We start from the raw sequence: 21,627 nt of genomic DNA, 5'->3' as shown, positions 1-21,627 counted from the left end.
CCTTCCCTTTTTTTAGTCAAAGACTATACTTGTAACTTTCGTATGACAAGAGTTAAATTTGTTCAAAATTTGGTTTTTAGGTTTGATGCATAATCGGATATCTAACGAAAATTTTCTGAAAGTAGGATAATACTGTGTAATTCTGTTGTAGTTCTCTATGTACAGAATTTGAAATTTATGTTTCCTTGTGGAAGTATGAGTTGAAACACATTTGAATTAAGTTTTAACTATAGAGAATAACTTCATTGGAAGTGCTAAGATTTAGGCTGAATCATTAGTGTTTTTTCTTCCGTGGCTAGAGCTAGTACAGCGATTGGTGTCAGTCCCATTATTAAGGAGATTGTGCAAAAACAGGCACATTCGACACGTTTGACCCTCAAAGAAGTTATTCTTATGGGTATGTTAGCGATTGATAAACTAGATGACCAAGGTCGTCAAGAATTAGCAGATCAGGTTCATCAAATGCAAGTGAATGGAGAAATTTAAGTGAGTAGCTATTATTTATGAGTTATAAATTTTAACTCTTCACTTTTCATTCGTCACTCTTGGGATAATCTGAATCTTGACTAAAACGATAACGACTTCCCATTACATAATCCTCATTAATTTCAAAAGAAATCCATCGGCGTTGGAGAGTCTGAGCAACAAAGCCAGTTGTATTAGAACCTGCAAATGGATCTAAAACTGTATCACCTTCATCAGTTAAAAATTTGATGAAGAACTCGGCGAATCCTTGAGGAAAACGTGCTGGATGAGGTCTAATTTCTGCTGTTTTACAGCGTCGTAAATAAGGGCTATTTGATTCAGTATTAGCAATTTCAAGCAAATTTGGCGGAATTGCACCTTGATTATCTTTTTGAAACTTGTCAGAAATATCATGTCCACTAGGACGAATTTTCGGTTGATAGCCATTTTTAAGTAATTGCTTCATACTTTGGCTATAGGGTTTTAAAACTTTTTTGTTATCTGCTTTAGGATTTGGCGTTTTAGACAACCACCAAACTGTATTGACTGAATCTTTGACACGAATGCGCCTAATTGTCACCCATTCAGCAGGGGTTGGCAGTCGAGCCGGATTATAGTGGTAGAATTCTTGAGCCAGAAAGAAACCTACTTCCTTGCATAATCTAACCAAAAGTTCGTATTGATAGATACTCCGCACGGGATTACCAGGTAAGTAAGCACCCCCTAAATCCACTACAAATGAGCCATTATCTGCCAGTACTCTTTTAAATTCAGAGGCAAAAGGCAAAAACCACTCGATATATTTTTCAGCAGTTTCGTTACCGTATTCTTTTTTCCGTGTGAGAGCAAATGGTGGTGAGGTGAGAATTAAATTAATACTATTATCATCAATAAATTTAATCAGTTTCAGAGTATCACCTAAATACGCTGCTCCATTTTGCTGGGTATAATAGGGACTAAAAATTATTTCTTTTGCTGGCGTTATTGGTTTTTGTTGCAAGAGTTATCAAGCTATCTCAGTTTTATAGTTATAACTTGTTTTGATATTGTCTCGATATTTTATTTGAAAAATCCTGTTTTCCGGGCAAAGTAACACAGAAAAGTATATTAACTTTGTATTCCTGTGTATGAGAACATGTTCGTGAAATATTTGCCTTGAGGTCAGTACACAGGTTGATATAACTTGTTAAAACACTACCACTTTTTGTATGGGAGAAATTTACCAGACATAATGATTTTAACGCGATCGCCTTTGGGGTCTGCTTCTTTTTCCACATCTAAAGTAAAGTCAATGGCGCTCATAATCCCATCGCCGAATTTGTCGTGAATCACGGCTTTAATAGGAAATCCGTAGACCTGCATAATTTCGTAGAAACGATAAATTAGTGGGTCGGTTGGTACAACTGGGCCTAATCCTTTTACCGGATATTCAGTCAATTCGTTAATATAACTTGCATCTAGTCCCAATGCTTCGACTAGTAACTTGGCTTCTTCTGGGGAAGCACTAGCTTGACGGTAGATTAAAGCAGCAATCCATACTTCATCGCGTCCGAGAATTTTTTCTAAATCGGCAAAGCTTAGTCCTTTCTCTTGTTTTGCTGCTAATAGCTTTTGGGTAATTTCGGGAATGGACACCTGGTAACTCCTCTGATGAAAATCTGATTTTCCATACATAGTATCACTGCGATCGCCTGATTTGCGTCTGTATTTCGTCTGCCCCTTTTTGTGTCGGAGAGGGGTTAGGGAGAGATTTACTGAACTCACGTTAATTATTAAAATTTTATAAAAATTTTCTTAACTGTCTTAAATGTCTTAACTGTCCTTGCAAAATTAACTATGGTCGTATTACTATACAAACGACCGCATAAAACAGAATTATTTGCTGCTAAAAAGAGTCTTATTATGGGTAAGTTAGGGTTTAAGAGGATGTTTTAAAAGGGATTTTTGCTCTCATGGTCAAGACAGTGATGCATCTGATGTACATAGCTGTAATCTTGATTCTTTGTTGCACTTGACCTAAGTTAGAGCGGCAAAAGTATAGCTTCCGGCACTTTTAAAACAACCTCTAAGAGCAATTCTAGAGTAGGATTGCGTAGCATCAATTTACCCATAGAAGATAAATACATATGGACAGCTGATGGTGAATCAGTTGACACATTTTCATATGGTTTTGAACAAAGACTTACCAATGGTGTGCCTACACCATTGAGTTTTGTAGCGTCATTCTGGCAGACGTAAGTTGAAATATAAATGTAGAAACTGCTTTTAAAGAATCAAGTTGTTTCTAACATTTTTTTATAGACCATTACGTTCTGTAAGCAAGTTAATAGCTAACCAGTTGATATTGGGGTGTGTTGTCGTTGTCGGCATAGTAGGTCAAGAAGAAAATTCAAAAACCTATACTTCAAATCTCAAATTGTATTGCTCTACAAGAGCAAAAATCAACATACCTGTTTTCAAGTCGCAAGCGTAGAAAATTAAGCAAAAAAGGTAAAAACAAATGGCTAAAATAGTTCGTCCTGTAGTATTGATTCCAGGGCTGGCAGGATCGAGGATAAAAACAAAAGAAAGGCCAACCTATCGAGATAACCTTTGGATGAGTCTAGAAATGCTACAACTCTTACCGAAGGATCAAAGTAATCAACAAAGTGAAGAGGTAAGTCAGCAATCTGCGCCATCAGTAGTGGGATTTAACGTACCAGAATATGAAATAAAAGCAGAAGAAACTCCTGATCCTGGAGCTGAGTGGAAAAGACACATGAAGGTGAATGTCTACGTTGGTGAAAATAATATCATTGATGGCGTAACTCCTCTAGTAGAAGTAGAAGAACCGGAACTTGGAGCAGATGGCGAACCCAATCAATATAATAAGCCAGTGGAAGGATTAGAAGGGATTGAAAATTTCCTTCCAAATATTCCATTCACTGAATACAACACTAGATATTATGAGGAATTAGTGTATACCTTGACAAGAGAGTATAAGAATTTGTTGGGACAAACTAAATCTGATTACAGGAAGAATGAAAATGTAGTAGGTGCCCCCTATGATTGGCGAATCGCTCCAGGAGGTCTGCAAGTACGGTACAGTTATTTCACTAAGCTTAAGAAAAAGATAGAGCAATTATACGAGGACAGTGGAAGTAGTTTGCTAGATCGCGAACGTGTAGTAATAATAGCCCAAAGCATGGGAAATAGGGTAACTCAATATTTCTTACAGTGGGTCAAAAATATTCGAGCACGTGACGGAAAAGAGTGGGGACAAGAGTGGATAGATAAATATATATTCCGATATATAGCAGTCAGCCCACCATGGTTAGGTGCGCCAATGTCCATTCGGATGCTAGTGACAGATGATGGATTAAAGATAGGAACAGCAGCATTATCGGGGATGAAAGAGGTAATACAATCCTATTCGAGTGTTCCTTGGCTATTGCCGGTAACACAAGAACATTACCAATATTTCAATACACAACATTTTGGGTTTCTCAAAAAAGGCTCTGGGCAAACAACAGATGACTTTGCGGCAATAGATATCAAAACTACCTTAGAAAAAGGAGGAGCTAATAGTACCCTGGCATATCTAGAAAAATTTTATCAAACTAATCCTCTCATAACTCAAGCTGAAGGAGAATTTGGGGACAAACTGGTAGGATGCCCACCCGTCAAGAATTTGAGTGTCATTTATTCAACTGGTTTCCCCACAGCAGTAGGAGCATACTACGAGGAAGTGGATGGAGGACTGAAAGTAGCGGATTACTTGGGTAAGGACGAGAAATTGGAGGACGGAGAATTCATTATCAGAAACGGAGTAAGAGTAGAAACAAGTGACACACTACAAACTATAGATAATGAACGCAATTGTGGAGATGGAATAGTTCCCTATGGAAGCTTGACATATTTTAAGGAGTGGCAGAAAGACCCAGAGATAACAGCAAAAACAAATATAAAAGGATACGCATTTCAGGGCGGTGTATCAAGTCATAGCGAAATTCTGCGCGACCCAAGGGTGATCACAAGAATCCTGATTTTGATAGGTCTTCTAGAACCGCCAAAGGGTGAAGAAATTTAGTAGAACTGACGCACTAAAAAGCTGAAACTTCTGTTTTATTGTGGGATGGGTGTCCCCACCCGTCTTTTTTCTGAAGGGCAGGCTTTCCTCCCCACCCCACAATTGAAGATAATTTATTTCTTGAAAATCCTGACTTCACTGTGTCATGAGACTATGACAAGGCATTTATCTATCCAAAACGAACGATGAAAAAAGCTTTATTGTGCTGCTTTGCAATAATTCTAGCAATGTGGGTTGCGGTAACTCCTGCGATCGCATCATCGCCTGACCAGCCGGGTTTACTGCCTACATTCTACGACGTATCTGCGGATGAGGTGGCTGGGCCGCTAGGTTCGATCATTAAAAAAGAAGAGATCGATGCACCTGACGGAGCAATTGCGTGGCGCGTAATCTATCGCTCACAGAAGGCTTCTGGAGTCCCAGTTGCCGTGTCAGGCCTCATAATTGGGCCAAAATCCGCTAAAGAGGGTGACAATCTTCCCGTTGTCAGCTGGGCGCACGGTACTGTTGGCGGTGCTAGGTATTGCGCCCCGTCAAACGTTCCCAACCCAGTCAGTGATTTTGTCGGCTTTCCCTCTTTCGAGAGTACTGTGCCGAATGACTATGGCATACCTGGGCTGTCAGCCTTTATTCAAGCTGGATACGTTGTTGTAGCCAGTGATTACCAAGGCTTAGGTGCTGGAGACAAGCACGAATACGCCGTTGGTCAAAGCCAAGCACGGAACGCCCTCGATATCGTCACAGCAGCCCGTAAACTGACACCAGCAGGCAATAAGGTAGTGCTACTGGGATGGTCACAAGGTGGTTTAGGTGTGGTGACTGCCGGCGAAATAGCTTCGTATGCACCTAATCTTGATGTTGTGGGCGTAGCGGCTTTGGCCCCTGCAAACCCCAAGTCCTTTTTGATTCCCGATATTGCCAAGCAATCTACCGGAGGCCCGCGCATCGGTCGCATCATTCTCCTAAATACAGCTTATGCCTGGGCATATCCCGATTTGCATCTGAGTGACGTATTCACCGACACCGGACTCAAAGCAGCCGAGGCCGCTTCTCGCCAGTGTATGCAGCAGTTGTCAATTACAGGAGACACCGCAGGAGGAGATTCGGTTTTATTTAAGGCAAACAACAATCTTGACGCATGGGTAGCTAGATTGGCCAAAAATGCGATCGGACAAGTTGAGTCCCAGATCCCTGTGCTGGTCATGCAAGGGACTGCTGATAACATAATCCCTGCGGATTCCACAGACCTTTACGTCAGAGACGCTTGTGAACATCACACTCCGGTCTTTTACATAAGGTATGTCGGAAAAGACCATCGAGGGCTGTTGCCGGCTGCGGAGGCTGACTTTACGAATTGGATTGCTGATCGGTTCACCGAAAAATCGCCACCGTCCAATTGCCCTAACGCTGAAGTAAGATTGGACATTCCTGATCAATAAAGCGGCTTTTAAGCTAAGTAGGTCGGCGTAAATAAAGCTAACTAGTGAAGGTCGTCATTTGTCAAAAGTCCTTTAAGTACATTTACGTTTCGTAACATAGTTCTGTTTATTCCCACCGACTTACTTATCCCACGAGTTTCATCTCACCATTGGTTAACAAGTGCTGTAAAGGTAGCTTCTATTTCTGAGATTTGCAGTTCTTCCATATTGCTGGCGATCGCTAAGTTAATTTTAGGCGATGACTACGGCGGTAAACTACGCGGTTTTCACTAGGTTTAGAAGATACTTGAAATTATGTCAGTTTCAAACCTTGAAGCAGTACTGTATTCAACTGCTGAACTTGATTTGTTCCCAATTTACCTATCCTTCTGGTGATTAGTCTACGCTCAATGGTAGTTATTTTAGTCACTCTAACTTTAGACGCAACCCGTAATCCAGTACTAGTAAAATCTGGATCTAGAGGTTCTAAAATAAATTCTTCTGGACTCAAACTACTTATATTTTGAGATGAAATAAAACATAAAGTGACATCATCGCCTATTGTGTCTATCCATAAAACTAAACCAGGGCGTAGCTTTGTTCCAGTCAAGTCTGTAAACGGAAATGGAACCAAGACGATATCACCTTTTTGGAGAGGGATTAGATAGGTTCTCCGTCGTCAAGTGAGTATATATCTGGTTCATTTTCAAGAAAGTTAAATGCTCCTCCATTCTGGGCAAGTAGCACTAGCTCATCAGTTGAAGGCTCTGATTCATCGAAAAATAGCTTTTCTTTCAAAAGCGATCGCTCTTCATCAGAGAGAGATAGAATAACTTGCAACAGTGATTCAACAAGTTTAGTGTTCATTTCGTATTTCGGCTTGTTTTACATACATTTTTTCTATTAATTCGTTTTCGTTTTTTCCTTTTGGTATCTGTATGAAACACAACGGGATACCGAGTTCTTGCTCATCTTCTTGGTCAAGTGATTGAAATTGTGTATATTCATCCTCCATTAAGAAGTAATGTGCTTCTTCTTCATTAGAAAATGTGTATTTAGAACCATCACAATCTAATATCTCAGCAGAGAAATCATCGTAAGTTCTTAACCTTGCCCAATTTAAGTTAGGAAAACTACACCACATCAACCACCAACTTTCTTTGAGAATAGGTTTTTGTTGGAATTGCACTTTATTTCCACTTATTTTTATAGTATTTTTAACTTCTATTACTGTAATTTTAAACTTAATCAATTTTACAAAAAATCCCCCACCTTGCGGCAGGGGATTTTGATTACTTATCTACAAAACTAGTAGCGGAATTAACCGAACTTACCAGCGGTAGAAGCAATCAAGAATGCGGCGTAAGTCACAACATAACCAACTGCAAAGTGGGTTAGACCAACTACGCGAGCTTGAACGATGGATAGAGCAACGGGCTTGTCTTTCCAGCGAACCAAGTTAGCTAGAGGAGTGCGTTCGTGTGCCCAAACAAGGGTTTCGATCAACTCTTGCCAGTAACCTCTCCAAGAGATTAAGAACATGAAGCCGGTAGCCCAAACTAGGTGTCCAAATAGGAACATCCAAGCCCAGACAGACAGGTTATTCACGCCGTAGGGGTTGTAGCCGTTAATCAACTGAGCGGAGTTTGCCCACAGGTAATCGCGGAACCAGCCCATGAGGTATGTAGAGTTCTCATTGAACTGAGCAACGTTACCTTGCCAAATACCGAGATGTTTCCAATGCCAGTAGAAGGTTAACCAACCAATGGTGTTGAGCATCCAGAACGCAGCTAGGTAGAAGGAATCCCAAGCAGAGATGTCGCAAGTACCGCCACGACCGGGGCCGTCGCAAGGGAAGGCATAGCCGAAGTCCTTTTTATCGGGCATCAGCTTAGAACCACGGGCATCCAAAGCACCTTTGACCAAGATCAAGGTGGTGGTGTGCAGACCTAAGGCGATGGCATGGTGTACCAAGAAGTCGCCAGGGCCGATTGTTAAGAACAGGGAGTTTGTACCAGCGTTGATGGCATCTAGCCAGCCTGGTAACCAGACGTTAGCGTAGTTGGGCCATGCTGTGTAAGCAATACTATCAGGGTTAGATAACAAGGTGTCTAAACCGTACAGTACCTTACCGTTAGCAGCTTGGACGAACTGAGCAAAGACTGGCTCGATGAGGATTTGCTTTTCAGGAGTTCCGAAAGCAACTACTACATCGTTGTGTACGTACAAGCCCAGGGTGTGGAAGCCTAAGAAAAGGGATACCCAGCTGAGGTGGGAGATAATCGCTTCTTTATGCTTCAACACGCGGTCAAGAACGTTACCTTTGTTTTGTTCTGGGTCGTAATCACGTACCCAGAAGATTGCTCCGTGAGCAAAAGCACCAAGCATCAGGAAGCCAGCAATATACTGGTGATGCGTGTACAACGCTGCCTGAGTTGTGTAATCCTTAGCTATAAATGCGTAGGAAGGCATGGAGTACATGTGCTGTGCTACCAAGGAGGTCACAACACCTAAAGCTGCTAAGTGCCAACCCAACTGGAAGTGCAGAGAGTTGTTGTAGGTGTCGTAAATACCTTGGTGAGGTAAGTTGAAGGGGCCTTCAACAGGAATACCAAAGAAATTCTTGGCATTTAAGGCTTCTTTGAGACTGTGACCAATCCCAAAGTTTGTCCGGTACATGTGACCGGCAACGATGAATAATACTGCGATCGCCAAGTGGTGATGAGCGATATCAGTCAGCCACAAAGCTTCTGTCTGGGGATGGAAACCACCCAAGAAAGTCAGAATTGCAGTACCTGCACCTTGGGATGTGCCGAACACATGTCCAGGAGTGTCAGGGTTTTGAGCGTAAACAGCCCAGTTACCGGTGAAGAAGGGTGTTAAACCTGCTGGGTGGGGTGGGGTGTTGAGGAAGTTATCCCAACCTACGTGCTGTCCGCGAGCTTCGGGAACAGCAACGTGAATTAGGTGACCAGCCCACGCCAAAGAGCTAACACCAAACAGACCTGCTAGGTGGTGGTTTAGGCGATGTTCAGCGCTCTTAAACCATGCCAAGCTAGGACGGAACTTGGGTTGCAAGTGCAGCCAACCAGCGAACAACAAGACAGCTGCGAATATCAGCAGGAATACTGAACCGTTATACAGTTCGGTATTTGTCCGCATACCGATGGTATACCACCAGTGGTACAGACCAGAGTATGTAATGTTTACTGGATTGCTAGCGCCAGCTTGAGTGAAAGCTTCGACCGCTGGTTTGCCGAAGTGGGGGTCCCAAATCGCGTGGGCGATGGGACGGATGTGAAGAGGATCTTTAATCCACTGTTCAAAGTTACCTTGCCAGGCTACATGGAACAGGAGGCTGGATGCCCACAAGAAGATGATTGCCAAGTGACCGAAGTGAGTAGCGAAAATCTTTTGGTAAAGATTTTCCTCAGTGATGCCATCATGGGTTTCAAAGTCGTTGCCTGTGGCGATCGCATACCATATCCGACGAGTAGTCGGGTCCTGTGCGAGATCCTGGCTAAATTTTGGAAATTTTGTTGCCATAGGTTTAATAATTCCTCTGACCTTTAGCCATCAAGTACCAGTTGAATTTTGGATTTTGGATTTTAGATTTTAGATTCAATCCCTTCTCCCAAGGGGAGACGCTGCGCGAACGGGTTCAGCAGTCACTCATGGGGGAAACCACGCCACTTGCTCATGGGGGAAACCCCCAAGACCGCAGTGGCTCCCCAAGACCACCCTGCTTCACCAAAATCTAAAATCTCAAATCCAAAATTTCCTGATTGCTACCCTACTGAAAGGATGTGTGCATGGAAGAATGCCCAAGTAGTAGCGATTCCACCTAATAGGTAGTGAGCTACCCCTACAGCGCGACCCTGAATAATGCTCAGAGCGCGAGGCTGAATTGCTGGTGCTACCTTCAGTTTATTATGCGCCCAAACGATGGACTCAATTAATTCTTGCCAGTAGCCGCGACCACTGAACAGGAACATCAAGCTGAATGCCCAAACAAAGTGAGCGCCTAAGAATAGGAGTCCATAGGCAGATAGCGCACTGCCGTAGGAGTTGATGACTTGTGTAGCTTGTGCCCACAAGAAGTCACGCAACCAACCGTTGATCGTGATGGCGCTTTGGGCAAAGTTACCACCAGTGATGTGAGTCACAGTACCATCTGGATCTACCGTTCCCCAGACATCTGATTGCATCTTCCAGCTGAAGTGGAAAATTACAATTGATAGGGAGTTATACATCCAGAATAGTCCTAGGAATACGTGATCCCAACCGGACACTTGACATGTACCGCCACGACCAGGACCGTCGCAGGGGAAGCGGAAACCCAAGTTAGCTTTGTCTGGAATCAGACGAGAGCTACGGGCAAACAGCACACCTTTGAGCAGAATTAGGACGGTGACGTGAATGGTGAAGGCGTGAATGTGGTGAATTAGGAAGTCCGCTGTACCCAAAGCGATGGGCGCAGCTGCCACCTTGCCGCCAACAGCCAAAATACCGCCGCCGAAGACATAGCTAACTGGTTCTAGGGCATTAGGTGCAGTTGTTCCAGGAGCCAAAGCGTGAATATTTTGTACCCACTGGGCAAATACTGGCTGCAATTGAATTGCCGTATCAGAGAACATGTCTTGGGGACGACCCAATGCACGCATTGTGTCGTTGTGAATGTACAGTCCAAAGCTATGGAAGCCAAGGAAAATACATACCCAGTTCAGGTGAGAAATAATCGCATCCCGGTGACGAATCACCCGATCGAGCAAGTTGTTTTGATTCACAACTGGATCGTAATCGCGCACCATGAAGATGGCAGCGTGAGCTGCTCCACCAACAATCAAGAAGCCACCGATCCAAATATGGTGAGTGAATATGCACAACTGCGTAGCGTAGTCAGTTGCCAAGTATGGATAGGGGGGCATCGCGTACATGTGATGCGCGATGATGATGGTCAGCGAACCCAAGAAGGCGAGGTTAGTTGCCAACTGAGCGTGCCAAGATGTGGTCAGGTTTTCGTAGAGACCTTTGTGACCTTCACCAGTGAAAGGACCCTTATGGTTTTCCAGGATCTCTTTGATGCTGTGACCAATACCCCAGTTCGTGCGGTACTGGTGACCAGCAATGATGAACAGGACTGCGATCGCTAAGTGGTGATGGGAAATATCTGTCAGCCACAAGCCGCCTGTTACTGGGTTTAGACCGCCCTTGAAGGTGAGAAAGTCAGCATACTGACCCCAGTTCAAGGTGAAGAAAGGTGCTATACCAGCAGCAAAGCCTGGGTAGAGTTCCGTCAACAAGTCTTTGTTCAAGATGAACTCGTGGGGCAAGGGTATGTCTTTGATGGCAACCCCGGCATCCAAAAGCTTGTTAGTCGGTGCAGACACGTGAATTAAGTGTCCTGCCCATCCCAAGGAACCACAACCTAACAATACTTGTAGGTGGTGATTCAGCATCGACTCCACATTCTGGAACCATTCCAGTTTGGGAGCGCGTTTGTGGTAATGGAACCAGCCGGCGAATAGGAATAAGCCTGCTAATACCAAGCCACCGATCGCAGTGCAGTACAGTTGGAAGGAGTTTGTAATACCCCAGCCACGCCATACTTGGAACAAACCAGAGGTGATTTGAATACCGTGGAAACCACCGCCAACATCACCGTTTAAAATGTCTTGTCCCACAATGGGCCAAACGACTTGGGCACTTGGCTTAACGTTTAACGGGTCGCTCAGCCAAGCTTCGTAGTTAGAAAACTTCGCGCCGTGGAAAATCATCCCGCTCAGCCAGATTGTCACTACGGCTAAGTGGCCGAAGTGTGCTGAGAATATCTTGCGGGATATGTCTTCTAAATCGCTTGTATGTGTATCAAAATCGTGGGCGAGTGCGTGAAGGTTCCAAATCCATGTAGTGGTTTTTGGACCTCTGGCTAAAGATCTGTCAAAGTGCCCAGGTTTTGCCCATCTCTCAAATGAGGTAGGAACCGGGTCGTTATCGACGATTACTTTTGCCTTTTTTTCCTCTCGCTCCGGAGGACTTATTGCCATTCGACCTCCTCTCTGATAAGGAATGAGGAATCATGATTACCACATAGTAATGTTTTACCGCACACTCCAGTGATTTGCTGAAGCCACAGTGAAGACCCATGTGGAGAGTTGTTTCTCGTTGAATTATAAAGTCTTCACTTGTACATTGATGGAGATATTTTAACAATAATTCAAAATCGCTGAAATAACTGCCTTTTATGCCTTTTAACCTTCAAACTAATTGTCCAAAAGTCAATAGATTATTCATTTAATTTACAAAGGATAACAATTCGTAAAATATATATTGGGGCATTGGGAGTGCTTAGTGCTGAGTTAGGAGTTAAGAGTTAGAAGTTTTCTCCCCCTGCCCCTGCTTCCCCTACCTCCCTGCCTCCCTTGCCTCTTTTGGGCTATAGTTCCCTATGGACATGTCAAAGAGGATTGCAGGGTGTAAGGCATGGAATTTTGGCAGAAAATGGTGTTAGAGAAGCTCCTCCCTTGGAGTTTTCGGATTCTCAGGTTCGTAATGACATTGGTATTGGTATGTAGCTTAACCAGTTGTGGCGGTAAGGCTGGCAGCCAAGAAGTATCTGTTGGTAATCAATCAGAGGGTGTCCGAATTTCTCAAGTTTCTAAGCAATTTTCGGAAGTTGCCCCTCCTGCTGTTATCCAAGAATTGCGTCCAATTTTGGAAGTTTATCAGCCACAAGTGACGATTATTACTCCAAAACCTGATGAAGTTTTCTCAGATAACAAAGTCACAGCCCGCTTTCAGGTGAAGGATTTACCAATATTCAAAGACCCAGAATTACAACTAGGGCCACATCTACACGTATTCCTTGATAATCAACCTTATATACCTGTTTACGATCTGAATCAGCCCTTAGTTTTTCCAGACTTGTCCCCAGGTACTCATACCTTGCGTGTCTTTGCTTCACGTCCTTGGCATGAAAGCTTTAAAAATGAAGGCGCTTATGCCCAGACAACATTTCACGTCTTCACTAAAACTGACGACAATAACCCAGCTTCTAGTCTGCCGTTGCTCACTTACAGTCGTCCCCAAAGTAGTTACGGGGCAGAACCAATCTTAGTTGACTTTTACCTAACTAATGCTCCCCTGCATCTAGTTGCGTCAGAAAATGCTAAGGACGAATTTAGCGACTGGCGTATTCGTTGCACAATCAATGGTGAAAGCTTTATTTTCGATCGCTGGCAATCAATTTACCTCAAAGGTTGGAAGCCTGGTAAAAACTGGGTAAAACTCGAATTCCTCGATAATCAGGGAAATTCCCTCAAAAATGCTTTCAATACCACAGTTAGGCTGATTAACTACGAGCCAAAGGGTAAAGACACTCTGTCGAGAATTACCAGAGGAGAACTCACGGCAAATCAAGTACGTGGCATTGTAGACCCAAATTATAAATTTGCACCTACCCCTGCTGTTGAAAAAATACCCGAAATACAGCCAAAGGTAGAAAAACAGCCAATTCCTGAAATTGAAGTTCCAGAAGAATCGAAAACACAGCCAATTAAGCCAGAACAACCAAAGTTACAACCTCCAACGGCTGCACCATCTCCTAGCTTGTCGCCAACACCACCAAAAATTATCGAGTCTCCTGCACCAGAACCACAGCCAACAGTAACCCCAACTCCAGAATCAACGCCTTTACCAGAAAAAGTTGCACCTGAGCCAGCAAAACCGAGATTTGGCGGATTTTTCAACCGTCGGGCAGGTAAGACACCCACCCCAGAAACAACAGTTACACCATCTCCGAGTTCGCCACCGACGCTGCCAGAAATTATTGAGTCTCCAGCACCAGAAACAGTTACACCGTCGCCAGCACCACAGCCAGAAGTAACGCCAATTCCACAAGTAACCCCAGCTACGCCACCAGCAGCAACTCAACCAGAACCACTGCCAGAATCAACACCTTTACCGAAAAAAGTTGCGCCTGAACCAGCAAAACCGAGATTTGGGGGATTTTTCAAGCGTCGAACTCTTGAGACGCCCACCCCAAAAGTAATAGTTGCGCCATCTCCGAGTTCGCCACCCACCCTGCCAGAAATTATTGAGTCTCCAGCGCCAGAAACAGTTACACCGTCGCCAGCACCACAGCCAGAGGTAATACCAATTCAAAATTCAAAATGACGCTCGCGGACACGGCTTAGCTACGCTAACAAAATTCAAAATTAAGAAAACTAGATATCACAAGGGTTGGAGCTTATGTATGGGGAGCATTCTTTTTTCAAATTGGTATAATATCAATACCAGAAGTACCCCTGTGATTATCTGTACCTCACTCGGAGAGTAATCTGCTGTAAATCCCCCGAATTTATTTGCGGAGATTCCCCTACACCCCACACCCTTTTTAACGAAAGATACTCAACTCTAAATTTTGCGATAAAGCTTCGACAAAAACCAGCCCTGCTATTGGATTTCCTATTGTGTCTAAGGCGGGGCTGTAACAAGCGATCGCTCCTTTACCTGGTACTATTGCTACAAGTCCACCACCAATGCCTGATTTCATTGGCAGACCAATCCTAACTGCAAACTCGGCAGAAGCTTCATAAAGTCCACAAGTTGACATCACAGCATTGACAATTTGGCGGTTTTGTGTAACTACACAGCCATTTTCAAAAGCTAGGAGTTTTCCTAACAAAGCTAAATCTTCAACTGTTCCCGAAATAGAGCATATTTGCTCATAGGTGTCAAGTGCTGTTTCCAAATCTTGGAGATGTCCGATTTCGGCAAGATAATTAGCGATCGCTTGATTAGCTGTTGAGCGTGTTAATCGTACTGAAGTCAACATGGCTTGGTCTAAATGTAGTTGACAACCTGCTAATTGATTCAACCATTGACAAAATAAAAAAGTGCGATGGCCAGCATCTTTTCCTGGTAATTTATCAGCGAGGGTAATTGCCCCACTATTAATCATGGGGTTACGAGGGCGACCGCGATCGCTAACTAATTGTTCTAAAGAATTGAAAGGTGCATCTGATGGTTCCACCCCAACCCAGCCGAAAACTGTTTTTGCTCCTAGATGTTCTAGGAGATAAAGTAAGGAAAATGTTTTAATAATGCTCATCAGGGGAAACACACAAGCCGTATCTCCAAAGCTGATGATTTGTCCTGATTTACAGCAGATGTGAACTGCAAACCAATTGCGATCGGCTAATGCTAATTGGGGAATGCGATCGGCAAGTTTTCCACGTTCAGCCTGAGTTTTAGCTTGTTGTACCCAAGCTGAGAATTTTGTAGTGCTTAGTTGATCGAGTTCTTTCAAAGGGTTAAAGTGAGTCGGCGTGAATAATTGTTATTAAGATAAGGCAATAGGCATAACAGTAAACAGTTATCCAGTGATAACTGTTTACTGTTAAACCATTTCTAGTTTATGTAAATCGGTTAATTTTGAGTTGGTTGATAGCGAACTTGTAACGTTACAAAAGCTTCTATTCTTTGTTCTCCGGCAACAACAGGCGTGCTGGAGAAATCTGCTGTTTTCTGTATTAAGTTGCTCGTCTCCATTGCTACTGGTATGGGTGGACGAGCGCCGTTAATTTGAATGCTGACAATTTCCTGTTGCTTGAGTTGCAAAGCACTAAGAGCTGCATCCGCTTGAGAGCGAGCATCTTTGGAGGCTGCATCGATCGCTCGTTTTTGTGCAGTAGCGATCGCTTCATCCGAGGCTACTAATGTTACACCATCAATTCGTGTAGCTCCTGTTTTAATTGCTTCATCTAACAAAGTACCAAGTTTTTCTGGAGCAATTTGGAAGCGGACAAGGTTAGTTGCATAATAGCCAATTATTTGGTTACCATCTTTTGGGTTGTAGCGGGGATTTAGAGTAATACTGGTAGTCTCTAATTTAGTCACATCTTGACGCGTTTTTAATAAGTTAACAACTGCTTGCGATCGCTTAGCAAGTTCCTGTTGGACAAGTCCCGATGTTTCACCCTGCACTTGAACACCTAAACTAACTCGTGCATTTGTTTTAGGAATATCCACCATTCCTCTTCCAGAAACCACAAGTGTTTGAGATTGGAATGATATATTTGGCTCAACTCGGCTTTGAGCTGCTTGACAACTTACCAAACCGAACAAACATAAAGCAGGTAAGGTTTTACTAAAATTAGCTATAAAACTTCTCAAAGAATAATACATAACTGTATCAGAAAAATTTTGTGTGTTTCCAATATGGCACTTGGGCAATTACTAGCTGCTGACGTTACAGTTTTGGAAACTGAAAAAATTTGCTTTTACTATAATTTTTCGTGTCAAAGGGTAGCACGTCTGTTTGACCAATCCTGAAAAATGTATTTCACAACGCTATCTTCTGTATTTGAGCCAATGGCTAAAATGTTGCAATAAATTTTCTTGTGGGGCGGGCATCTTGCCCGCCAATTAGGACGGGCTAGAAGCCCATCCCACAAGAGGAGAGCTAATGCACAAATTTAGTCTTGTCACGCCAGTAGGGTGCGTTAGGATGAAATCCGTAACGTACCAAATCCAAAACAATGGTGCCGTACTCTTTGCGCTAACACGTCCTACGTATCTTTTCAAAAATCAAATACTAGTTCTACGATGACTACGTTGAATTGCTAGTTAAACGGATGAGTAAACTTTAGTAAATAACACTTTATGATACCTCGTGTAAGAGCGCCACAATTACCACAAAATTATTCTTGGCTCAATACAGATAAACCTTTATCTCTCAAACAACTCAAGGGTAGAGTAGTAATTTTAGACTTTTGGACATACTGCTGTATTAATTGTCTACATATTCTGCCAGACCTGAAATATTTAGAACAAAAATATCAAGACAGTCTTACTATTATCGGCGTTCATTCTGGCAAATTTGATAACGAAAAAGAAACCGAAAACATCCGCCAAGCTATCTTACGTTATGACATCGAACACCCAGTTATTGTTGATAGTGGTTTTCGAGTTTGGCAAGAGTATGCTGTGCGTGCTTGGCCGACTTTAATGATTATCGACCCGGAAGGTTATGTAGTAGGTTCTGTCTCTGGTGAAGGAAAGCGTAACGTTTTAGAAGAGTTAATTCAAAAGTTAATTCAGCAACACCGCGACAAAGGTACAATTAATTTTCAACAGCTTAGCTTGACTTTAGAAAAACAACGTCAACCGTTAATCACACCTTTAGCTTTTCCTGGTAAAGTTCTAGCTACCCAAGCAGGTTTATTTATTGCTGACTCTGGACATCATCGCCTGATTATGAGTACTTTTGATGGCAAAATTCTTCATTTAATTGGTACTGGAAAATCTGGTTTAACTGATGGTGCTTTTGACGAAGCACAATTTTTTGCACCGCAGGGAATGACATTTGATGCAGAAAATCAAATGCTTTATGTTGCTGATACAGAAAATCATGCGCTGCGACGAGTTGATTTGCAGCACCAGATAGTAGAAACTATCGCTGGAACTGGGGAACAAAGCCGCAAAATTCAACTTCATGGCGGTGCTGGTTTAGAAACTGCGCTGAATTCTCCTTGGGATTTAGTGAAAGTGGGAAATTCTTTGTTCATTGCAATGGCGGGGTCGCATCAAATTTGGCAGATGGATTTAGAAATAGGCGTTGTTAAACCCTATACTGGTATGGGTGCAGAGGCGTGTATTGATGGTTCACTCGTTGAATCTGCGTTTGCTCAACCAAGTGGTATCAGTCATAATGGGCAAGAATTATATATTGCTGACAGTGAAGTTAGTTCCATTCGTGGTGTTGGAATTGTAGAACCTTACCAAGTACGGACTGTTTGCGGTAGTGGAGATTTATTTGGTTTTGGCGATGTTGATGGACAAGGTGAAGATGTGCGTTTGCAACACTGTTTGGGAGTGGAATATGCTGAGAATTTTCTCTGGGTGGCGGATAGTTACAATCACAAAATTAAATTAGTCAGTCCTAGCGGTAATTGTCAAACAGTTTTAGGAGATGGTACTGCTGGTTTACAAGATGGACAGGGTAAAAAGACTCAGTTTTTTGAACCTTCTGGATTGAGTGTTTTGGGTTTATATCTATATATTAGTGATACTAATAATCATGTGATTCGCCGCGTAGATTTGAATAGTTTTGAGGTGATAACGCTGGAGTTTGTTGGGTTGTGTGCGCCAGATGTTTGTATTCCACCGAATTTATAGAATGATTACCTCACCCAGAGACGCAGACTTTTTCTTTGCGTCTTTGCGCGGCAGTCGCTACAACGGGGGGAACCCCCGCAACGCGCTGCCTTGCCTTTGCGTGAGATTTTAAAGAATAATAGACCTCTTGCAAAAGTCCCTAACACCCCACCCCCAACCCCTCCCCGTAAGCGGTGCTACGGTGTACACACAAGTCTGATTCAGTTTTATCCTAATACACTTGGGATTAGCGAGAAAGCCCTCATGTAGAGACGCGATTTATCGCGTCTGATAGACCAACACGTTCACAAGACGCGATAAATCGCCGTCTCTACAGAGAATCTACTAATTTTACAAAAGGTATGTATAAACGAAATTGAGTTTCCAGTTGAAGATATCACATGGCAATCTTCTAGGAAAGGTATAAAATGTAGTGTTTTGAGAGTTGGCTCTACGAGTTGGCAACGTGGAAAAATCAATATAAAGGTATCTACAGAAATTATTGCTCCAACAAATTATAAAGAACGTGACAAACTCAACATTACTGTAGTGTTAGAATTTTATCCTGATGAACCAGAATCGCCTTTAGATGATCTTCGTAAGATGATACAACCAACATGAATACTATTCTTCACATTACACAACGCCAACAATGGGAACAAGCAAAAAATTTGGGCAGCTATCACGTTGATTCACTCGATTCTGAAGGTTTTATTCATTGTTCTAGGTCAACGCAAATCGTTAAAGTTGCAAATAGATTTTTTAATAATCAAAAAGATTTGGTTTTACTTTTTATTGATTTAGAGAAAGTTCAAGCTGAGATTCGTGAGGAGGAGGCAGAAATAGGGGAATTATTTCCTCATATTTATGGAGAATTGAATATCGATGCTGTGTATTGGGTGATTGATTTTGCAGCTGGGGAAGATGGGTTTTTTCAGTTGCCGCGAGAAGTTAGGGATTTATAATTAACGAACCGCAAAGGACGCAAAGAGCGCAAAGGAAGAGAGATGGAAGACCGAGAATTTGATGTGGAGGAGTATGTTAAGCAGATGGCGTTATTGTTGGATTTGCAGGTAAAAGATGAGTATTTTGATAGGGTGGTGGCAAATTTTGAGAGAATTAAGGCGATCGCTAATCTCGTAAATTCTTTTCCTTTACCTGAAGAAATTGAAGTAGCACCAATATTTGAACCATAGTCGCTTTAAGGATCGGCTATTTTTTAGTAATTTTACTGAGTCATAAGTATAAATGCAGCACTAATATATTAGCCGACAATGCTATTAGAAAGATGCAATGAATAATTTGAATGATGCTGAGTCGTTGAAGTCAGCAAGTGTGGGTAGATTCTTGGTGCGTTTACTTTGGGTAGTTTTGGGAATTGGGCTGGTATCTACACTGTTCTCTTTGCTGCAAGTAATTGCACAACCCGTTTATCAATTACTTGCTTTCTTGGATGGATTGGTATCAATAGTTTCATTGATTGTCGGTGTAGTTTCAATCATTGTTTTTTTGGTTTGGTTACATCGTCTCCATGCAGATTTAAAGAATCTTTTTCACGAATATCCAATTAGTCCCGGAGGTGCGATCGCCCGATTTTTAATTCCAATATACAGTCTTTGGGGAATAGCTAACACTTTGTCCACTTTTGCTGACCGATTTAAAGGCGAAGGTGGTGATTTAACAAGTTTGAGCGAAAAAGTGCGATCGCTGATAGCACCGCTGTATGGCTTTATGATTGGTTCAAATGCTGTGGGTCGTATCGCTTTTACACAAGCCGCAAAAAATCCTGAAGATAAATTCCTGCCAATTTGGTTTCTATTATCTTGTATTTTAGATGTAGGTCTTACAACTATTTTGCTGCAACTAGCAAAAACTATGCGGACTGCTATTACTCAAAAAGCTAAACGTGCGATCTCCTAAATATTCCAGCATGAATTTTGATTCAGCCGATGCCCTGACGATATCAACTGCTGTACGTGAAGGCAATGTTAGCGCGGTGGATGTTACCAAGGCTGCGTTAGCACGAATCGCAACGCGGAATCATCAATTCAACTGTTTTACAACAATCACTGCTGAGGCAGCTTTGACTGATGCTGCACGCATTGACGAAGAAATTGCCCAAGGTAATAACCCTGGAATACTTGCTGGTGTGCCGTTCGCGGTGAAAAATCTTTTTGATATTGCTGGTTTAACGACTTTGGCGGGGTCGAAAATCAATGCAGATAACCCAGCAGCTACCCAAGATGCAACCGCAGTGGCGAAGTTGAAACAAGCCGGTGCTGTTCTACTTGGTGCTTTAAATATGGATGAGTACGCCTATGGCTTTGTGACCGAAAATTCCCATTATGGTGCTACTCATAATCCCCATGATTTATTGCGAGTTGCTGGGGGTTCGTCGGGCGGTTCAGCGGCGGCTGTGGCTGGTGGCTTGGTGCCGCTGACGCTGGGTTCTGATACCAATGGTTCGATTCGGGTTCCGGCGGCGTTGTGTGGGGTTTTTGGTTTCAAGCCGACTTATGGCAGGTTGTCTCGCGCTGGGGTAGCTTTATTTTCTAGCAGTTTTGACCACATTGGGTGTTTTGCACGTTCAGTACAGGATATTTCTGCGGTGTTTGATGTGCTGCAAGGAAAAGACCATCGCGATCCAATCTGCACCCAGCGTCCTCCTGTAGAAACGTTACATGTAACATCTCATCAAGATATCTCTGCAATCAAAATTGCGATCGCTGCTGATTATTTCACCAAAAGTGCCCAAGCGGAAGCTTTAGCAGCAGTGCAAATAGTTGCTGATGCTTTGGATGTAACTGAATATGTAACCATAGCAGAAGCGCACCGCGCCCCTGCTGCGGCGTTTGTGATTACGGCTAGCGAGGGAGCAAATCTGCATTTAGATAAGTTGCAAAGGCGTCCTGAGGATTTCGATCCAGCAACACGCGATCGCTTTTTGGCTGGGGCGTTAATTCCTAGTAGTTGGTATCTGCAAGCGCAACGCTTTAGAAGATGGTACCGCGATCGCGTCCGAGAAGTATTTCAAAATGTCGATATCATTCTTGCCCCAACTACACCAATTTCTGCCCCGTTAATTGGTCAACAAACTATGATTTTAGACGGCGAAGAAATTCTGATTCGTCCTCATTTGGGTTTATTTACTCAACCATTATCTTTTATTGGTTTACCTGTTTTATCAGTGCCAATTGTGCGTCCAAATGCCTTACCTTTAGGCGTGCAATTGATAGCAGCACCATATAATGAAGCATTGATTTTACAAATTGCCGCAGCCTTAGAGGAAAAGGGTATAGTTTCAGCACCAGTAGTTTTTAATAACTAATTGGTAAGTTTTTCATTTAATTTTTTGCTATTAAAATTATTCATTAAGTTGACCTACTTAGTTAACAAAAACCAAGTGATTGTACAGAAATTTCTAGGGGCGCAAAGCTTTACGACCCTACCTTGTACCTCACTAGAATGGGAAATGCTATGTCATATCATGTCCGCCTAATCACTTATCATTAAAAT

The 21,627-nt window shown here is 42.7% G+C and carries 19 protein-coding genes; 10 read left to right on the top strand and 9 right to left on the bottom strand.

Annotation, left to right across the window (positions count from 1 at the left end):
• Positions 1-291 precede the first annotated feature (291 nt).
• Positions 292-486, top strand: a complete 195-nt coding sequence (locus ACM0OY_RS02910; RefSeq protein WP_073640193.1) for a hypothetical protein — start codon at positions 292-294, stop codon at positions 484-486.
• 46 nt (positions 487-532) lie between these two features.
• Here the strand turns inward: ACM0OY_RS02910 and ACM0OY_RS02905 are convergent, their stop codons facing one another.
• Positions 533-1,465 carry a DNA-methyltransferase gene (locus ACM0OY_RS02905; RefSeq protein WP_414567387.1) on the bottom strand — a complete coding sequence of 311 codons (933 nt, stop codon included), beginning with the start codon at positions 1,463-1,465 and terminating at the stop codon, positions 533-535.
• A gap of 194 nt (positions 1,466-1,659) precedes the next feature.
• The gene (gene cynS, locus ACM0OY_RS02900; protein ID WP_414567386.1) at positions 1,660-2,100 is read right to left on the bottom strand and encodes a cyanase; all 441 of its coding nucleotides are present in this window, start codon (positions 2,098-2,100) and stop codon (positions 1,660-1,662) included.
• 865 nt (positions 2,101-2,965) lie between these two features.
• Here cynS and ACM0OY_RS02895 point away from each other — a divergent pair.
• Together ACM0OY_RS02895 and ACM0OY_RS02890 are read left to right on the top strand one after the other, a co-directional pair.
• Entirely contained in the window at positions 2,966-4,534 is a 1,569-nt protein-coding gene (locus tag ACM0OY_RS02895) for a lipase/acyltransferase domain-containing protein (RefSeq protein WP_414567384.1), read from the top strand.
• Between the two features lie 428 nt (positions 4,535-4,962).
• A complete protein-coding gene (locus ACM0OY_RS02890; protein WP_414567383.1) occupies positions 4,963-5,973 on the top strand; it encodes an alpha/beta fold hydrolase in 1,011 nt (336 codons plus the stop codon).
• Between the two features lie 292 nt (positions 5,974-6,265).
• On the opposite strand, the gene ACM0OY_RS02885 is transcribed toward ACM0OY_RS02890, so the two are convergent.
• The 5 genes from ACM0OY_RS02885 to psaA form a co-directional block, all read right to left on the bottom strand.
• Positions 6,266-6,613, bottom strand: a complete 348-nt coding sequence (locus tag ACM0OY_RS02885; protein ID WP_414567431.1) for a type II toxin-antitoxin system PemK/MazF family toxin — start codon at positions 6,611-6,613, stop codon at positions 6,266-6,268.
• On the bottom strand, positions 6,613-6,819 hold the full coding sequence (locus ACM0OY_RS02880; RefSeq protein ID WP_322711119.1) for a hypothetical protein: 207 nt from the start codon (positions 6,817-6,819) through the stop codon (positions 6,613-6,615). Before ACM0OY_RS02880 ends, ACM0OY_RS02885 begins: the two co-directional genes overlap by 1 nt.
• On the bottom strand, positions 6,809-7,204 hold the full coding sequence (locus tag ACM0OY_RS02875; RefSeq protein ID WP_414567382.1) for a hypothetical protein: 396 nt from the start codon (positions 7,202-7,204) through the stop codon (positions 6,809-6,811). Before ACM0OY_RS02875 ends, ACM0OY_RS02880 begins: the two co-directional genes overlap by 11 nt.
• A gap of 68 nt (positions 7,205-7,272) precedes the next feature.
• On the bottom strand, positions 7,273-9,498 hold the full coding sequence (gene psaB / locus ACM0OY_RS02870) for a photosystem I core protein PsaB (RefSeq protein WP_414567381.1): 2,226 nt from the start codon (positions 9,496-9,498) through the stop codon (positions 7,273-7,275).
• A 242-nt stretch (positions 9,499-9,740) separates the two neighbouring features.
• A complete protein-coding gene (gene psaA, locus ACM0OY_RS02865) occupies positions 9,741-11,999 on the bottom strand; it encodes a photosystem I core protein PsaA (RefSeq protein WP_414567380.1) in 2,259 nt (752 codons plus the stop codon).
• Positions 12,000-12,435: 436 nt separating this feature from the next.
• Here psaA and ACM0OY_RS02860 point away from each other — a divergent pair, with 436 nt between their 5' ends.
• Positions 12,436-14,127: a hypothetical protein gene (locus ACM0OY_RS02860; protein ID WP_414567379.1), complete on the top strand. Its 1,692-nt coding sequence runs from the start codon at positions 12,436-12,438 to the stop codon at positions 14,125-14,127.
• A 220-nt stretch (positions 14,128-14,347) separates the two neighbouring features.
• Here the strand turns inward: ACM0OY_RS02860 and glsA are convergent, their stop codons facing one another.
• Both glsA and ACM0OY_RS02850 read right to left on the bottom strand, forming a co-directional pair.
• Entirely contained in the window at positions 14,348-15,262 is a 915-nt protein-coding gene (gene glsA / locus ACM0OY_RS02855; protein ID WP_414567378.1) for a glutaminase A, read from the bottom strand.
• Between the two features lie 119 nt (positions 15,263-15,381).
• Positions 15,382-16,140, bottom strand: a complete 759-nt coding sequence (locus tag ACM0OY_RS02850; protein WP_414567377.1) for an SIMPL domain-containing protein — start codon at positions 16,138-16,140, stop codon at positions 15,382-15,384.
• A gap of 477 nt (positions 16,141-16,617) precedes the next feature.
• Between ACM0OY_RS02850 and ACM0OY_RS02845 the strand changes: the two genes are divergently transcribed.
• The 6 genes from ACM0OY_RS02845 to ACM0OY_RS02820 all read left to right on the top strand — a co-directional run bounded on the left by ACM0OY_RS02845 (position 16,618) and on the right by ACM0OY_RS02820 (position 21,439).
• The gene (locus tag ACM0OY_RS02845) at positions 16,618-18,132 is read left to right on the top strand and encodes a thioredoxin-like domain-containing protein (protein WP_414567376.1); all 1,515 of its coding nucleotides are present in this window, start codon (positions 16,618-16,620) and stop codon (positions 18,130-18,132) included.
• 300 nt (positions 18,133-18,432) lie between these two features.
• Complete coding sequence (locus ACM0OY_RS02840) at positions 18,433-18,732, top strand: KGK domain-containing protein (protein ID WP_414567430.1); 300 nt, start codon at positions 18,433-18,435, stop codon at positions 18,730-18,732.
• Complete coding sequence (locus ACM0OY_RS02835; RefSeq protein WP_414567375.1) at positions 18,729-19,076, top strand: DUF952 domain-containing protein; 348 nt, start codon at positions 18,729-18,731, stop codon at positions 19,074-19,076. Before ACM0OY_RS02840 ends, ACM0OY_RS02835 begins: the two co-directional genes overlap by 4 nt.
• A 42-nt stretch (positions 19,077-19,118) precedes the next feature.
• Positions 19,119-19,307, top strand: a complete 189-nt coding sequence (locus ACM0OY_RS02830; protein ID WP_414567374.1) for a DUF4089 domain-containing protein — start codon at positions 19,119-19,121, stop codon at positions 19,305-19,307.
• Between the two features lie 97 nt (positions 19,308-19,404).
• Complete coding sequence (locus ACM0OY_RS02825; RefSeq protein WP_414567373.1) at positions 19,405-20,031, top strand: DUF4328 domain-containing protein; 627 nt, start codon at positions 19,405-19,407, stop codon at positions 20,029-20,031.
• Positions 20,032-20,041: 10 nt separating this feature from the next.
• Complete coding sequence (locus ACM0OY_RS02820) at positions 20,042-21,439, top strand: AtzE family amidohydrolase (protein WP_414567372.1); 1,398 nt, start codon at positions 20,042-20,044, stop codon at positions 21,437-21,439.
• The last annotated feature ends 188 nt before the right edge of the window (positions 21,440-21,627 follow it).

The organism is Nostoc sp. CCY 9925, assembly GCF_963920935.1.
GTDB lineage: Bacteria > Cyanobacteriota > Cyanobacteriia > Cyanobacteriales > Nostocaceae > Nostoc.
This window is presented reverse-complemented; position numbering and strand designations above follow the sequence as displayed.

What these genes read in the sequence shown, in the direction of transcription:
- ACM0OY_RS02895 (WP_414567384.1), top strand. Translation starts at nt 2,966, where the DNA reads ATGGCTAAAATAGTTCGTCCTGTAGTATTGATTCCAGGGCTGGCAGGA.
- ACM0OY_RS02880 (WP_322711119.1), bottom strand. Translation starts at nt 6,819, where the DNA reads ATGAACACTAAACTTGTTGAATCACTGTTGCAAGTTATTCTATCTCTC.
- psaB (WP_414567381.1), bottom strand. Translation starts at nt 9,498, where the DNA reads ATGGCAACAAAATTTCCAAAATTTAGCCAGGATCTCGCACAGGACCCG.
- psaA (WP_414567380.1), bottom strand. Translation starts at nt 11,999, where the DNA reads ATGGCAATAAGTCCTCCGGAGCGAGAGGAAAAAAAGGCAAAAGTAATC.
- ACM0OY_RS02860 (WP_414567379.1), top strand. Translation starts at nt 12,436, where the DNA reads ATGGAATTTTGGCAGAAAATGGTGTTAGAGAAGCTCCTCCCTTGGAGT.
- ACM0OY_RS02850 (WP_414567377.1), bottom strand. Translation starts at nt 16,140, where the DNA reads ATGTATTATTCTTTGAGAAGTTTTATAGCTAATTTTAGTAAAACCTTA.
- ACM0OY_RS02845 (WP_414567376.1), top strand. Translation starts at nt 16,618, where the DNA reads ATGATACCTCGTGTAAGAGCGCCACAATTACCACAAAATTATTCTTGG.
- ACM0OY_RS02835 (WP_414567375.1), top strand. Translation starts at nt 18,729, where the DNA reads ATGAATACTATTCTTCACATTACACAACGCCAACAATGGGAACAAGCA.
- ACM0OY_RS02830 (WP_414567374.1), top strand. Translation starts at nt 19,119, where the DNA reads ATGGAAGACCGAGAATTTGATGTGGAGGAGTATGTTAAGCAGATGGCG.
- ACM0OY_RS02825 (WP_414567373.1), top strand. Translation starts at nt 19,405, where the DNA reads ATGAATAATTTGAATGATGCTGAGTCGTTGAAGTCAGCAAGTGTGGGT.
- ACM0OY_RS02820 (WP_414567372.1), top strand. Translation starts at nt 20,042, where the DNA reads ATGAATTTTGATTCAGCCGATGCCCTGACGATATCAACTGCTGTACGT.